Annotated in this window: 14 protein-coding genes and 1 tRNA gene; 7 read left to right on the top strand and 8 right to left on the bottom strand. The window is 59.4% G+C overall.

The genetic code is table 11. From position 1 onward, the window contains the following. Positions 1 to 75 precede the first annotated feature (75 nt). On the bottom strand, positions 76 to 516 hold the full coding sequence (locus ACLB1Z_RS11590; protein ID WP_409559992.1) for a MerR family transcriptional regulator: 441 nt from the start codon (positions 514 to 516) through the stop codon (positions 76 to 78). Next, entirely contained in the window at positions 513 to 2,237 is a 1,725-nt protein-coding gene (locus ACLB1Z_RS11585) for a long-chain-fatty-acid--CoA ligase (protein WP_409559991.1), read from the bottom strand. The genes ACLB1Z_RS11590 and ACLB1Z_RS11585 overlap by 4 nt, the downstream gene beginning before the upstream one ends. Positions 2,238 to 2,568: 331 nt before the next feature. On the opposite strand from ACLB1Z_RS11585, the gene ACLB1Z_RS11580 reads away from it, so the two are divergent. From ACLB1Z_RS11580 to ACLB1Z_RS11565, 4 genes are all read left to right on the top strand, one after another. Beyond that, a complete protein-coding gene (locus ACLB1Z_RS11580; RefSeq protein WP_013947813.1) occupies positions 2,569 to 2,838 on the top strand; it encodes an acyl carrier protein in 270 nt (89 codons plus the stop codon). A 93-nt stretch (positions 2,839 to 2,931) separates the two neighbouring features. Further along, on the top strand, positions 2,932 to 4,179 hold the full coding sequence (locus tag ACLB1Z_RS11575; protein WP_013947812.1) for a beta-ketoacyl-[acyl-carrier-protein] synthase family protein: 1,248 nt from the start codon (positions 2,932 to 2,934) through the stop codon (positions 4,177 to 4,179). A 237-nt stretch (positions 4,180 to 4,416) separates the two neighbouring features. Next, positions 4,417 to 4,797 carry a cyclophilin-like fold protein gene (locus ACLB1Z_RS11570; protein WP_013947810.1) on the top strand — a complete coding sequence of 127 codons (381 nt, stop codon included), beginning with the start codon at positions 4,417 to 4,419 and terminating at the stop codon, positions 4,795 to 4,797. Positions 4,798 to 4,913: 116 nt separating this feature from the next. Beyond that, entirely contained in the window at positions 4,914 to 5,984 is a 1,071-nt protein-coding gene (locus ACLB1Z_RS11565; protein ID WP_409559990.1) for an alpha-hydroxy acid oxidase, read from the top strand. Between the two features lie 7 nt (positions 5,985 to 5,991). On the opposite strand, the gene ACLB1Z_RS11560 is transcribed toward ACLB1Z_RS11565, so the two are convergent. After that, on the bottom strand, positions 5,992 to 7,218 hold the full coding sequence (locus ACLB1Z_RS11560) for an MFS transporter (protein WP_409559989.1): 1,227 nt from the start codon (positions 7,216 to 7,218) through the stop codon (positions 5,992 to 5,994). Between the two features lie 309 nt (positions 7,219 to 7,527). On the opposite strand from ACLB1Z_RS11560, the gene ACLB1Z_RS11555 reads away from it, so the two are divergent. Then, positions 7,528 to 9,204: an autotransporter domain-containing protein gene (locus ACLB1Z_RS11555; RefSeq protein WP_409559988.1), complete on the top strand. Its 1,677-nt coding sequence runs from the start codon at positions 7,528 to 7,530 to the stop codon at positions 9,202 to 9,204. Positions 9,205 to 9,243: 39 nt separating this feature from the next. Here the strand turns inward: ACLB1Z_RS11555 and ACLB1Z_RS11550 are convergent, their stop codons facing one another. The 3 genes from ACLB1Z_RS11550 to ACLB1Z_RS11540 all read right to left on the bottom strand — a co-directional run bounded on the left by ACLB1Z_RS11550 (position 9,244) and on the right by ACLB1Z_RS11540 (position 12,063). Further along, entirely contained in the window at positions 9,244 to 10,218 is a 975-nt protein-coding gene (locus ACLB1Z_RS11550; RefSeq protein WP_409559987.1) for a substrate-binding domain-containing protein, read from the bottom strand. Then, a complete protein-coding gene (locus ACLB1Z_RS11545; RefSeq protein WP_409559986.1) occupies positions 10,208 to 10,984 on the bottom strand; it encodes a transcriptional initiation protein Tat in 777 nt (258 codons plus the stop codon). Before ACLB1Z_RS11545 ends, ACLB1Z_RS11550 begins: the two co-directional genes overlap by 11 nt. A 68-nt stretch (positions 10,985 to 11,052) precedes the next feature. Next, entirely contained in the window at positions 11,053 to 12,063 is a 1,011-nt protein-coding gene (locus ACLB1Z_RS11540) for a c-type cytochrome (RefSeq protein ID WP_409559985.1), read from the bottom strand. A 48-nt stretch (positions 12,064 to 12,111) separates the two neighbouring features. Between ACLB1Z_RS11540 and ACLB1Z_RS11535 the strand changes: the two genes are divergently transcribed. Together ACLB1Z_RS11535 and fae are read left to right on the top strand one after the other, a co-directional pair. Continuing rightward, positions 12,112 to 12,381, top strand: coding sequence for a hypothetical protein (locus tag ACLB1Z_RS11535; protein ID WP_409559984.1), 270 nt, complete (start codon positions 12,112 to 12,114; stop codon positions 12,379 to 12,381). A gap of 55 nt (positions 12,382 to 12,436) precedes the next feature. After that, positions 12,437 to 12,976: a formaldehyde-activating enzyme gene (gene fae / locus ACLB1Z_RS11530; protein WP_409559983.1), complete on the top strand. Its 540-nt coding sequence runs from the start codon at positions 12,437 to 12,439 to the stop codon at positions 12,974 to 12,976. 189 nt (positions 12,977 to 13,165) lie between these two features. Here fae and ACLB1Z_RS11525 read toward each other — a convergent pair. Both ACLB1Z_RS11525 and ACLB1Z_RS11520 read right to left on the bottom strand, forming a co-directional pair. Continuing rightward, positions 13,166 to 13,241: transfer RNA gene (locus ACLB1Z_RS11525), tRNA-Ile, on the bottom strand. 97 nt (positions 13,242 to 13,338) lie between these two features. Next, complete coding sequence (locus ACLB1Z_RS11520; RefSeq protein WP_409559982.1) at positions 13,339 to 14,106, bottom strand: hypothetical protein; 768 nt, start codon at positions 14,104 to 14,106, stop codon at positions 13,339 to 13,341. Between the last annotated feature and the right edge of the window lie 161 nt (positions 14,107 to 14,267).

Here is a 14,267-nt window from a genome sequence, read left to right as displayed (position 1 = left end):
TGGATCCATCGGGCATCCGCACGAGCATCGAAATGGATCCTCGGCCTAAAGCAGGCCATACGCGACAACGAGAATCTAACGCTCGCGCGCTTTCAGATGTGCATCGCAACGCGCGCGGATTTCGTTGAGATCGGCCAGCGACCGCTCGATGTCGCGCCGTTTCGTCTCAAGATCGTCGATCGCGTCCGTCACCTTGTCGAGCAGCAGCCGCGTCTGCGCTAATTGCCCCGGATCGGAATCGTAAAGCGACAGATATTCGCTGACGTCTTCGACGGTGAACCCGAGGTTTCGACCGCGCAGGATAAGAATAAGCCGCGCCCGGTCGCGCTTGGAATATTTCCGCGTCGTGCCGATCCGCTGCGGCGAGATCAAGCCGCGGCTCTCGTAAAAGCGGATGGTGCGCGTTGTGATCCCGAATTCCTTCGCCAGCGCCGAAATCGAATAGGCCGTGGCCTCCCGCGGATTCTCGCGTTGAAGCGCTTCGGTGCGCGCGAGCGGAGCGGTTTTGACCGTCATGCCGATTTGCCGCGCTGGGCTTCCTCGGCGGTCAACTCTTTCTTGGACAGCTTGCCGATCAAGGTCTTCGGCAGGCTGTCGCGGAACTCAATAGCCGCTGGCATTTCGATCTTCGAGATTTTGGCTTTCAGGAATTCGAGCATCTCCGGTGCCGTCGCCGTCATGCCGGCCTTCAATTTGACGAACGCCTTCGGCGCTTCGCCGCGGTAAGGGTCGGGAATACCGATGACGGTCACTTCCTCGACCGCCGGATGCGCATAAATCGCCTCCTCCACGCGCCGCGGATAAACGTTGAAGCCCGAGCAGATGATGAGATCCTTGATGCGGTCGACGATGGCGAAATAGCCGTTCTCGTCCATCACCGCGACGTCGCCGGTTCGCAAAAAGTCGCCGACGAACTGCTTCGCGGTTTCCTCCGGGCGCTTCCAGTAGCCCTTCATGACCTGCGGCCCTTTGGCGCAAAGTTCCCCGCGCTCGCCCTGCGCAACCTCCTTCGTCGGGTCATCCAGACTTCGCAGCGAAATCATGGTCCCTGGAAGCGGCATGCCGATAGAGCCCGAAACCGGCTCACCGTCGAGCGGATTGGCTGTCAAGACCGGAGACGTCTCGGAAAGCCCGTAGCCTTCCACGACCTTCGTCGATCCGGCTGCCATCGCCTCGAATTTGAGTTTCGTCTCGAGCGGCAGCGGCGCCCCGCCGGAAAGGCAGAATTTGAGCGACGAAAGATTGTACGACTTGATGTGCTCGAAATTGAGCATCGCCGTCAGAATTGTAGGCACGACCGGCATCATCGTCGGCTTTTCGCTGTTGATCAGCTTCAGCGTCTCGATCAGCTGGAAGCGGGGAATGAGCACGATTTTGGCTGCCAGCTCGACACCGACCGTCATGACGACCGTCATGGCGAACACGTGAAACAGCGGCAGGGCGCCCAGCACGCACTCCTCGCCGGGCTTCAGAACCGTGCCCCAGGCCACGACCTGCTTGGTGTTCGCAACGATATTTGCGTGCGTGAGCATGGCACCCTTGGGCGTGCCGGTCGTGCCGCCGGTGTATTGCAGAACGGCGATATCGTTGTCGGGGTCGATGGCAACGGGCGACAACGGGAATCGCGTCGCGGCTAGTTCGAGGCCATCGACCACTCGCGAAGCGCTGGGCGAGCGAGCGACGTTGGCGATGTCCTTGCGCTTGAAAATCCGGAACAGCACAGATTTCAGCGGCGAAAGCACGCTGGCGAACGGCACGACGATGGCGCGCGAAATGACGCTGGCCTGCAGCAAAGCCTCGATCTTGGTGAACAGCAGGGCCAGATCATGGGTAACCATGATCTCCGTTTCGCTGTCCCTGGCCTGGAACGTCAGCTCTTCGACAGTATAAAGAGGATTGAAGTTGACGACGGTTCCACCCGCTTTGAGTATCCCAAAATAATACACAATAAAAGTCGGGGTATTCGGCAGAAAAAGCCCGACTTTGGTGCCCCGTTTTACTCCGATCCGTTGCAAGCCGGCGGCCACACGGTCGACCTCGGCCGCTAGATTCGAATAGGACGTGGAGCGGCCCAGAAAGCCGATAGCGGGGTTTTGGGGGTAGCGGGCGGCGGCCTCGTCCAGCAGTCCGGGCACGGTCCCCTTGGGGATTGGCATGCGCCAATCGATGTCTGCCGGGTAATGATCTACCCACTGGGGCGACATCTGGGACACAGGTGAGGTGGCTTCTGCTGTCATGGTCTGTCCGGTCACTCGATTTTATTTTATCCGGATCGCGTTGACCTTCGCTGAAGATGTCTTAAACCGTGCAGTAACCAGCAAGGGACGCGCGAATATTAGACAATTTTCGGCGGCCAACGCTAGCGCTTGATCGCTCATGTAAACACCTGTCGATGAGGCAGCGAGCGGTCGAGGTCGGCGACGAGGGGGCAAGCGCGACGGTCCGTACCTAGACTTCGCGGTTGTTTAAGGATAAGTGACCCCCCCGCTTGCTGATCAAGGGCTCTTGATTTAGTAGATGCCAAGCAAAACTGGCCCGTCGCAGGGATTGCGAGGGTGGGAGAGGCCGATGGACGAAGTCGCGACTAAGGTTATTGAAATCCTCAAGAAGCATATGAAGGAGCCGCGCGACGATATCTCGCTCGACACCCAGCTTACAGATCTCAAGATCGAGTCACTTGATCTTGCTATGATCGTTTTCGACATTGAAGATGGCTTCGGGATTGAGATCCCATACAACGCCAATGAAGAAGTCGAAGCGTTCAAGACTGTCGGCTCAGTCGTTGATCGCGTGAAGTCGTTGATTGCCGAAAAGCAGGCTTCCGCAGCCAAGGCTTAATGGCCGCGAGCGATCTTCTGTCGAAATTAAATATGTGAAGGCCGGAACCCCCCTACCGGGGGTTTCCGCGCATTCGCTAGGCAAGAAAGATTGATGATGTCGAATAGTAAGCCGGGACGCCGTGTCGTCGTCACGGGTCTCGGAGTCGTAACTCCGATCGGGCAGAACGTTCCCGATTTCTGGGCTGGCATTAAGGCCGGCAAATCGGGTGTCAGTGAACTGGAAGGCTTTCCAGTCGACGATCTCAAAATTCTGATCGCCGCTCAGATCAAAGGATTCGATCCCAAGCAGCGCCTGAAGCACTTCAAGCGCGACCGGATCATCACCCTCGCTGACCGCTACTCCTGGTTCGCCGCCGCTGCTGCAGACGAAGCCGTGAAGATGGCAGGCCTCGAAATGCCGCTCGTCGATCCGTATCGCGCGGCATGCATCATCGGTTCGGGCGCGGGCGGTCTGACGACGTTTGAGACCGCCTATCGCGATCTCTTCATTCACAACAAGCGCGCCACGCATCCGCTCACGCTTTTGCGTATCATCGGTTCGTCGGCTGCGGCCCACGTCGGCATCGAATTCGGCGTCAAAGGCCCGACATTCGCAACCTGCTCGGCTTGCTCGACAGCGACGCACGCGATCGGTATCGGCCGAGATTACATTCGTGACGGCATGGTCGACGTCGCTCTCGTCGGAGCGTCTGAATCCGTCATCAACTACGGCACGATGAAAGCCTGGCAGGCGCTGCACGTGCTCTCCCCCGAAGGCTGCTTCCCGTTCGCGAAGAAGCGTAACGGTACCGTTCTTGCCGATGGCGCGGGCGTTCTCGTGCTTGAAAGCCTCGAACATGCCCAGGCCCGCGGTGCAACGATCCTCGCCGAACTCTGCGGTTATGGCATGGCGTCCGATAGCCAGGACATGGTGAAGCCGACGGTCGAAGGCCCGAGCGTCGCCATGAAGGATGCGCTTGCAGATGCCGGCATCACGCCCGAGCAGATTGACTATCTGAACGCGCACGGCACGGCGACCGCCGACAACGATCTCAACGAGACGAAGGCGATCAAGAACGTCTTCGGCGATTACGCCTACAAGCTCGCCATTTCGTCGACGAAGTCGATGCACGGCCATCCGCTCGGTGCGGGCGGCGGTATCGAAGCCGTCGCGACGATCATGGCGATGCGCGAAAACTGGGCGCCGCCGACTATTGGTCTCGATGAGCCCGGCGAAGGCTGCGATCTCGACTATATCCCGAACGTCGGCCGCGAAATGAAGCTCGGCTATACGATGTCGAACTCGCTCGCGTTCGGCGGCTTGAATACCTCGCTGGTGTTCGGACCTGCGCCGAAGTGATCGCATTGCAATTCGGCCGTTGCCAAATGACGCCAGGCGCGGCCGTCTTTCGCAATCGCAATAAACACATTGCGCCGCGCAAACGGCAAATCCTGCGCGATTTTCGAGCGCGCAGGACATTTTGTTCGCGTTCGAGACCCGTAAAAGGCTTGCTGACTGCGGTTCTCGATGAGAGACTTCCCCATTGCGGCCGCATTCTCATCCCGGTCGCGAAGTGCTGATCGGGATTTGTGCGGTATGCGAAAGATCGTGATCCGGGCCGGGAGTGTTGCCATTCGCGCAAGGCTGCTCGACACGCCTACGGCCGAACGGATATGGGCCGCACTGCCCATCGAGTCTGCGGCGCGGACTTGGGGCGGTGAAATCTATTTCGACGCTCCGGTCAGTTCAGCAGCCGAGCCTGATGCCCGTGTCACCGTCAAAGCCGGTGACATTGTTTTTTGGCCGGAAGGCGACGCAATTTCCATCGGCTTCGGTCCAACGCCACTGTCGCGCACACGGGGTGAAATCCGTTTGGCCGGACCCTGCAACGTCTGGGCGGAAGCGCTTGATGATGTCCGTCAGCTTAAATCGGTGCATTCCGGCGTTGTCATCTCCGTCAGCGAAGCCGAATGCTGATTTGATGCTGGTAGTGAGTTGCTGACGTGCTTCGATCAGGCTCCGCGGCCCTTAAATCGGTAGCTTGCATCGACGATCTCCGGCGTTTGGCGCACCGGCGCGTTCCAAGCGATTTCATGGGCTATTACGAGTCGGGCTCGTATTCCGAAACGACGCTCGCCGCCAATCTTCGCGATCTTCAGAACATCAAGATCCGCCAGCGCGTCTTGGCAGGCGCCGCCAATCGCAATCAAATCCAGACGGTGCTGGGTGAGACGCAGCCTTTGCCGCTTGTGTTGGGGCCGGTTGGTCTCAGCGGTATGGCCTATCGTGACGGCGAGATCGCTGCGGCACGCGCCGCCGAGAAGGCCGGTATTCCCTACACCCTGAGCACGCTCTCGATCTGCTCCATTGAAGACGTGGCCGAAGCCGTCTCGAAGCCGTTCTGGTTTCAGCTCTACTTCATGAAGGACCGCGGCTTCGTCGCCGATCTCATTGCGCGTGCGCGTAAGGCGAATTGCAGCGCATTGGTTTTGACGGTCGATCTTCAGGTGCTCGGCCAACGTCATCGCGACGTGCGCAGCGGCATGACCGTTCCGCCTCGCATCAAGCTAAAAACGATTGGTCGCATCGCGTCGAAACCTGCCTGGATCGCGAACGTGCTGATGGGCAAGCGCAAGACCTTCGGCAACGTCGCCGGGCGCATTCCCGGCACCGAAAATCTTCTCTCCTATATGGACTGGATCAACAGCCAGTTCGACCAGGCGCTGTCGTGGAACGACGTCGCCTGGATTCGTGAGCAATGGCCCGGCAAGCTCATCATCAAAAGCATCATGGACGCCGACGATGCGCGGATGGCCGTCAAAAGCGGTGCGTCGGCGATCGTCGTTTCCAACCACGGTGGCCGCCAGCTCGATGGCGCGGCCTCGTCGATCTCGATGTTGCCGCGCATCGTCGATGCCGTCGGCGACGACGTGGAAGTGCATTTCGATGGCGGCATTCGCTCCGGCCAGGACGTGTTCCGCGCCCTCGCGCTTGGTGCTCGCGCATGTTGGCTAGGCCGCAGCTATCTTTACGGGCTTTGCGCGGCAGGCGAAACAGGTGTGACCAAAGCCATCGATCTCATCGCCAAGGAACTCGATGTCACGATGGCGCTCGCGGGTATTCGCACCATCGACCAGATCTCGCGTGATTGTCTCGAAAACTGATTGTCCGTCATTCCAGACGCTGCAGGTTGCGCAGCACGGGAAAGAGCTTCATCCAGATCAGCGCCACCGCAATCGTACCGAGCCCGCCGAGAACGGCCGCGGGGACGGCGCCGAGCAAAGCCGCCGTCATTCCGCTCTCGAATTCACCGAGCTGGTTCGAGGCGTTGATGAACAGGAAGTTCACCGCGCCGACGCGCCCGCGCATATCGTCGGGCGTTGCCAGCTGCACCAGCGACACACGAATGACGACGCTGATCGTATCGGCTGCACCCATCACGGCGAGGGCGAGAACCGATAGCCAGACCTCTTTCGAAAGCGCGAACACGACAGTCGCGATCCCGAACACGATCACAGCTTGGAACATGCGCATGCCGACGTGCTTTGTAATCGCATGGCGCGCCAGAATGCCGGTCATGATCAAAGCGCCGATGGCTTGCGCACCGCGCAGCATGCCGAGACCCCAAGGTCCGGTGTGCAGGATGTCGCGCGCATAAATCGGCAGCAATGCCGACGCGCCGCCCAGTAACACCGCGAAGAGATCAAGCGAGATCGTGCCAAGGATCGCCGGATTGTTTCTGACGAAATGCGCACCCGCAAACAGCGCGCCGGCGGTCGGCGATTCGCGCGGCGCGACCGGCCGGTCGAGTACAATGGCGCCATTAAGCACTGACGCAACAATCCAGAACACGGTCATGATGACGTAAGGCACGGCAGGCGAAATGCCATACGCGAGGCCGCCGATTGCGGGTCCGCTGATCGCCGCGAACTGAAAAACACCGGTCGAAAGCGCCGTCGCCTTCTGCAGTAAGCCTTCCGGCGCAACGCCCGGAAGCAACGCCGCGGTCGCAGGGCTTTCGAACGCGCCAGCGACGCCGAACACCGCAACGGCAAGAAAGATCTGCGGCACCGTGATCCAGCCTTCATAGCTGCCCCACGCCAGAAAAACCGCCGCTGCTGCCTCAACGATCTGGCAAAGCTGGATGACGCGCTTGCGGTCATACCGATCGGAAGCGTGCCCGGCCACGAACACCAGAATGGCCGTCGGCAGAAACTGCACGAGGCCGACCATGCCGAGGTCGAACGCGCTGCTCGTCAGGTCATAGACCTGCCAGCCGACTGCAACCGTCAATATCTGCGAAGCGAATTTCGAAAAACCGCGCCCCCACAGGAAGTATTGCAAGGGCGGATGGCGCCAAAGCGTTTGCGGCTGGATCTGCGAGGATTGCGTGTCCATCAGGCGGCGGGCGCCGTCTCCCTAAAGCGGATTGTCTTGAAGCAGAAGCTGCCTTTGGCCGTGCCGAGAGGTTCGAGACTTGTTGAACGTTTCTGAGTTCTCCGAACGGAATGCACGCATCAAACGAGAAGTGTGCGGACTATATTTTTTAGAGGTTCCTGAGGCTTGAGTGACAAACTTACATCAAAAAATCAACAATCCACAGTAAGCCGCAAGGAGCTCTAGAGCAAAGCCGCGAATCGGCCAATTGAACGTATGTCAGAAGCGCCCGCGCGTCGATGCCCCCGGACGGTTGGATACGAAATCGGAATGAATACGCAGATGGTAGACTGGATCAATAGCGGCTTTTTCTCTCGGCTGCCGCGTCTTACGCGATCACTGTTGCGCCCCGCTGCCGTTGTGGCTCCATTCCTTGCGCTGGCGATGCCAGCAACCACTGCGTGTGCTCAGAACCTCATTCAGGATCCGAGCTTCGAAGCAAATGCACCGACGGCCTCCATTCAGCCGCCGTGGCACGTCGCCAGTGGAGCAGTCGACATTTGGACCGCCGGTATCACGTCTTTGACACCTCACAGCGGTAGCTATTTCGCCAACCCGTTCGGCAATAGCAGTGTGCTTACGCAGGATGTTTCAATCGCCAAAAGCGGAAAATATCAGTTCCAGTTTTTCTATGCGGCGACCGCGGGACAAACCTGGGCGCTGACGGCCAAGGTCGCGGGTATCACTGTCTTTGCAAAATCGGACATCACGAACACGGCGATGGAAAGTGCATCGTCCGTAGTGAAACTGAATGCTGGTTCTGCCCAGGTGCTGTTCGATTCGGAATTCGTCTCCGGCGCGACTTTTCCCGAATTCGGCATCGACGATGTAAGCCTGATTTACCTCGGACCGAATGCACTGTCTTTCGCATCTCTCAATCGTAATCAGACCGCTATGGCCTCGTCGATCAACGCCGCAATGGACGCCGGTGCTCTGACGACGGTCACCAATGCGCTGGCGGGCGCATCCGACCAAAAAGAACTGGCCGGCGCACTCAATCAATTGTCGCCTGAGATCTACAACTACGGCCTTGTTGAAACACTTTACGGGAGCCAGCAGTTCGCCAACGATCTGATGAGCTGCAAGGTCGCCGGGCAGCAGGGCGTGTCGATCGCGCGCGAAGGCCAGTGTCTGTGGGTTCGTGCCCGTGCGCGCTTCTCCGATTTCGACCGCACATCCGAAGACATTGGCGCGCACGCGACGACGGGCTCGTTCTCCGCAGGCGGCCAGATTGCCCTCGCGCCGGATTGGCGGCTCGGTTTCGCTGCCGGCTACGATAGCGTTTCCCTTTCGAGCGGTGTCGCAACGAGCGAAGGCGACCGCGCCAACGTCGGCGGCATCATCAAATACAATCCTGGCCAGTGGCTGTTTGCAGCGGGCGTCACTGGCGGCTGGAGCACTTACGACACCGACCGTACCATGCTGTTCGGTGACTTCAGCAGCGCGGCGCATTCCAAAAACGATATCAACTACGTGTCGGGCCAGTTGCACGCCGGCTATTCCTTCCAACACGACAACTATTATGTGAAGCCGCTGGTCGATGCAGCGATCACCAATGTCTCGCTCGACGGCTTCACTGAAAATGACGGCGGCGGAGCGGCGCTGGCGGTTGCTGGAAAAAGCGATACGGTCGTCAGCGTGTCGCCGGGCATCGAATTCGGCAGCGAGAAGAACGTCCACAATTTCGTAACGATCCGTCCGTTCGTAAGGGCGGGTTTGACGTGGCAGGACACGGATCAGTTTCTTCTCAACACCAATTTTGCCGACGCGCCAGACGTTGCTGGCTTCACGACGGCCACCAAGCTCGATACGCTCTTTGCGGATGTGAGCGCTGGCGTTGATCTCATCAATATGCACGGCGCAACGCTGAGCCTGCAGTACGACGGCCATTACGCCGAAGATACGAGCCTCAGCAGCATCAGCGTCAAAGGCAGTGCGCGGTTTTAAGCGCGCTGCCTTCAATGTCCTGACGCTCAATGCCTCCGCTCAAGCGGGCGTGAAGCCGTACTTTTCAAAAATCTTCAGTGCTGAAGGTGAGCGGATAAAGTCGAGCCACATCTTGGCCGCTTCTGGGTGGGCGGCGCCCTTGACCATCGCTCCGGCGTAAGTCGCAGTTGTGTTCTGATCCGTTGGAATGACGACGTTCGTAATCGGGTTTCCGACTTGCTCCTGGAACATCGCTTCCGACAGCCACGTCACGCCGGCATCGACGTGACCCTGCATCAGGAACAGTGGCGTCTGCCGGTGATGGATGTGCGTTAAAATCGTGCCGCCGTCGGCGACCTTCGTTTCGTAGACTTCCTTTTCGAGCGCCGCGCCGCCAGCTTTTTTCAGCGACGCCTTGATCTGCCGCGCCACGCCCTCGAATTCCGGGTTCGGCATCGCAATGCGCAAGCCCGCCCGCCCGAGATCCGCAAGTCCAGAGACGTGTCCAGGATTGTCCTTGGGGACCATGATCGTCAGCGTGTTCTTGACGTAAGGAACCGGAGGACCGGCTAGCGTGCCGTCATCGACGAGCCGCTTGACGGCAACAAGTCCGGCGAAATACGCATCCGGTTTTGCAGTCCACGTCATGTTTCCCGAGGTGACGACGCCGTGCGCCTTGATTTGATGCACGAGAAGCCCCGGCGGCAGCGTCTCCCAATAGATCCGGCCTTTGAATTCCGGATGCGCTTTCTCGAACTCATCCACCAGTGGCGCCATGGCGAAGAAGTAGTTGCCGCCGACGTAGAGCACGAGCTTGGGATCGGTGACGCTGCCGTGGAAATCAGCAAGGTTATCGACCTGCGGTACGGTGAATTCGAAGCCGCGGTCGGTCGCGTCGTTGTTGAAGCCGTGCTGCCAAGGCGGGAAAATATTCGGTGCGTTTTGCTCGGCGCTCTGTGCTGACATTGCACCCAGAGCCACTGCTCCGGCGATGCCTGCTCCGAAAACCGCTTTAACGATGGAATTAGCGCGCATAGTGGAACCCCGCTTGCTGCAGTTCAGGAAGTGTCGCGACGGCGCCGGGAATCAGAACCACGCCGGGGATCAGATGGTTCGTTAGCTCGGCCGCGAGCGCATCGACTTCAAGCTTGTCGGGATTAACGCCTTTTTCGTGCAGCTTGGTCGCCTGCTCCCAGATGGCGTTGTGGCACGACATGAAAACGGCGCCGCGCCTTTGCAGGGCCGGGATCGAGTTGTTCAGCGGGGAGAACACGCCCGTCGGGCTTTCATAGTCGGCAGAATTGGCGGACGCTGCGGGCTTATCGAGGATCAGCGTGTTCTTCTCGAAGCCTTTGCCGACGATCTTCGCAAACTGATATTTGTCCCACATCTCCTGATCGTAGAGCGCGTAATGCGCCGAGCCGTGCGTTGCCGAAACGACCAGAAAATCCGGATGCTTGAATGACCAGACCTGCGCATTGATGGAATTGCGCATCACATTGAGCCAAGGGCCTGCGATGTCCGTCACGTCCCAGGCCTGCTTGGTGATGGGCTTGTAGGCGAGGACTTCCTTCAGAGCCTCGTCATCCCATTGATCGGAATGATCGAGGATCATCGGCACGGTTTTGAAGTCACGGCGGCGCGGAGCCTTGGCGAGCCTGTCGGTGAGGTCTGCGAGAGCCGACGCGCCCGCTGGAATGTCATTGGGTGCAGCGGCGTCGGCTTCGCGTGTGAGGCCTCCGACTGAGGCCGCAGCTAGCGCCAGGCCGAATGCCTGTAACGCCTGTCGTCTGCCGGTCATGGTCATTTTCAACTCCGGGTCTTCATGTGAGGCCACTCGGAGCGCGAACGCACCGAAGGGCTGGGGAGCTAGTGCTTCGCGTCGTCCTTGAGCTTTTTGTCGGCGTCGATGATCGGCCCGAATGGCCCAAGCTTGTGCTCGCTCTCCGGCAGATCGTCCGCATAAGGCCCATAGGGCGTGTCGATGGGCTTTTGCAGGCGGTTCGGAAAGTCGCGACTGAGGTGCGCTTTTTGCGGCCGAGGTTGTGTGTCGATGTAGGCAGCGACGTCCCACGCATCCTCAGGCTTCAGCGCTGGATTTTTCCACGTCGTACCCGCTGGCATGTTGTTGTGAATGAAGTTGGCGGCGTCGATCAGCCTGTCCATGCCGGCGCCGTCGTTGTAGCTGTCAGGGCCCCAAAGCGGCGGGAAGATATAGCCCTTTGCATCGCCGACTTTGCCGACGCGCTGACCCAGGCCGTCGGCGCCGTGACAAGCGGCGCACATGTTCGCGTAGATCGTCTTGCCGCGGACGGGATCGGCGGCGCGATTGAGTTCGGGCATAGCGCCGGTGCCGCGCCCGAACGTTTTTGCGCCAACCGGAATGCCATCTGACAAAAACCTCAGATAGGAGAGCATCGCGATCATTTCCGGTCCGTCCTCGGGAAGTGCTTTGCCGTTCATGCTGCGCTGCATGCAGCCTTGAATGCGATCTTCCATCGAGCCGACGCTGCCCGACCGCTTTCGATAATTCGGAAAATCGGCATAAACGCCGACCAGCGCCAATCCGAACTGCTTCGTGCCGGCATTGATATGGCAGCTTTGGCAATTGAGGTTGTTGCCGGCGAAACGGTGCGCCGGATCTTTGACTTCGGGGCCGATTAGCGAGGATGTTTTGGCGATGAGATCGCGACCGTGACGCACGGTGCGGCCCCAATCATTATCCGGCAGCTTGTCGATGTCCGGTACGACCCAAGGCGTTTGATGGTCCTTGGCTGGCGCAGGCGCCACGCTGTCGGCGCGGCACACCTGCGATGTCGATAGAGCGATGAGCACCGCCGCGCCTACGAGGCCCAAAACTGCGTTGCTGGAACGAGGCATGTCGAAAAGTCCAAAAATGGCCATTGGAGTGAGCACCAACCGTGGGAGATGAACCTGCGCTGTCAGAAAGATCGGCGATTATTTCGCCGTATGCCAATTCGAAGTGATGATTGTTTTAAATTAACGATCAGATTAATCGCCAGCCGTGCAGACCAATTGAAACCACGGCAGTTCAGACAGCAGTACAGCATTGCCGCCCGCGCTGTACTGAGCGTGACACCATTAGGTGTCGGTGCGGCGCAACTCTATTGTTCGATTTTCTTCGTGGCGGCCGGTTGGTTGCAAGCTAAGAAAGCGGTGACCGGGCGCATCGTTTGAGGCTGATCCAGTCCACCGATCGCAGGCTGAAATGGAACCATCAAGAGAGGAATGCATGAGCGATATTATTTTCAAGGCCGGTGAGGCGACTGTACTCGCAGCTCCGGGTCAGTACACTGATGCTATGCCCGAGGTGCTGATCGGTTCGGTCAACGGCCCAGTGGGGCATGCATTCGCCAGCATGATGGGTCAGAGCGTCGGCCACACCCGGTTTTTCGCAATACGCGATCTCAACCAAATGGCGCGTCCGGCCACCATGATGACGACGAAGGTGACGATCGCCTCCGGCGAGTATGTCGAACTGCTCGGCGGTGTCGTGCAGGCCGCGATCGCTGATGCTGTCGTCGATAGCGTCGCTGAGGGAATTATTCCGAAGGCGATCGTCGATGAGATCTGCATCGTCGTGACGATCTGGCTGGACCCGCGCTGCGCCGACCACGCCGAACTCGACAAGAAAGATCTCTACAATACGAACTACAAGGCTATGAAGCTAGCGATCGAACGCGCCCTGAAGAGCGAGCCGTCGATCGATGAGCTGATCAAGAACCGCAAGACCATCAAGCACTACGCTTTGGACGGCGTCGTCGACTACTGACGCACGACGTCAGCTCTCCACCAGTTAAACGACGGAGCCGTGCGATCATCCGCGCGCTCCGTCGATGGGGCGCTGGCAGATGGATCAGGAGGGAAATTCAGCAGACGCGTAATAGGGGAGGTGAGAGGAGAAACCTCGAACCGGAACCATGGCGCACAGGGTCAATGTGGCGGCTGCGCGCAAAAAATGTGGTGGGCCCGCCAGGACTCGAACCTGGAACCAGACGGTTATGAGCCGTCAGCTCTAACCATTGAGCTACGGGCCCACGCGGTGCTTCTCATACCAGATGTTTGCCGGGCGGACAGCCTCAACGACGATTTTGTGTCAGGCATTCTGTCGCCGCTCGGCAAGCGCTAGCAAGGCTATTTCGTCCGGTTCCGCGCGCCCCGTTTGCCGTAGCGTTCATCGTACGTCTGCCCGGTCGCGATCCGGTAGGCCGTGTTCCGCCCCGCCCGGAAATAGCGCTGCAACCCCCGCCGCAATGTCCAGGCCGGACGCGTCTGATCGTGAATGCTGTCGTGCACGACGACGGCGTCGGTCGGCGCGTCATGCAACTCAATTCCGGCATACTTGAGCGGGAGCGTGCCGATGGCATAGCGTTCGGGGCTGTCGCCCATCACCTCGATCAGGATTGCTTCCGCGGAGTCTCCCTTGCCTGCGTACTGGGTTCCGGCCTCCCAGGCGGCAATGAACGCATCTGCGCCGGCCGTGGGGCGAAGCAGCAGCACGCGCGTCGTCGGCTTCAAGGCGCGCCGCGTTGTGCCAAGCGCCGTGCCCTTTGTCCGCATGGCAAGATCGCCGGGCGATTGCAGGATGCCGCTAATGTCGCCGCGCACGGTGCAATCGACGTCCATGAAAATTAGCGGCCGGTCCGGATAGTCGCGGCGTGCATCCGCCATGACCGTCGGCTTCTGTCGCGTCTGCGAATACCAACTGTCGCCGAGAACAGGGCGCGCGTAGAGATGGTGCGAGATGCGATGCTGGATAAGATTTTTCGAGAATGCAGCCGCCGCCGGTTCGTAATTCGGCGTGAAAAAACCAATGACCACGAAATCCGCACCGAACGATTGGCGAATATCGTTTCCATGGTTTCTGCTGTCACTGTCTGCGCGCGGCTTCGTATCGACCATTCTGACCGTCTCGGTATCCTTGGGAAGCCATGACGCCGCCCGGTCCGGCCCCAATAGCTGCAAATGCTATAGCAGGAGATCCGGGCGTCGCAAGGCGGCGAGCCCCGCTTTGCAACGGCCCGCGACGTGTCATTCATCCGAACGACAGTATTTCGCCCTCA

The organism is Hyphomicrobium sp. MC8b, from assembly GCF_905067615.1.
Lineage (GTDB): Bacteria > Pseudomonadota > Alphaproteobacteria > Rhizobiales > Hyphomicrobiaceae > Hyphomicrobium_B.
The sequence above is the reverse complement of the archived record's forward strand: the minus strand, read 5'-3'. Positions and strand labels throughout refer to the sequence as shown.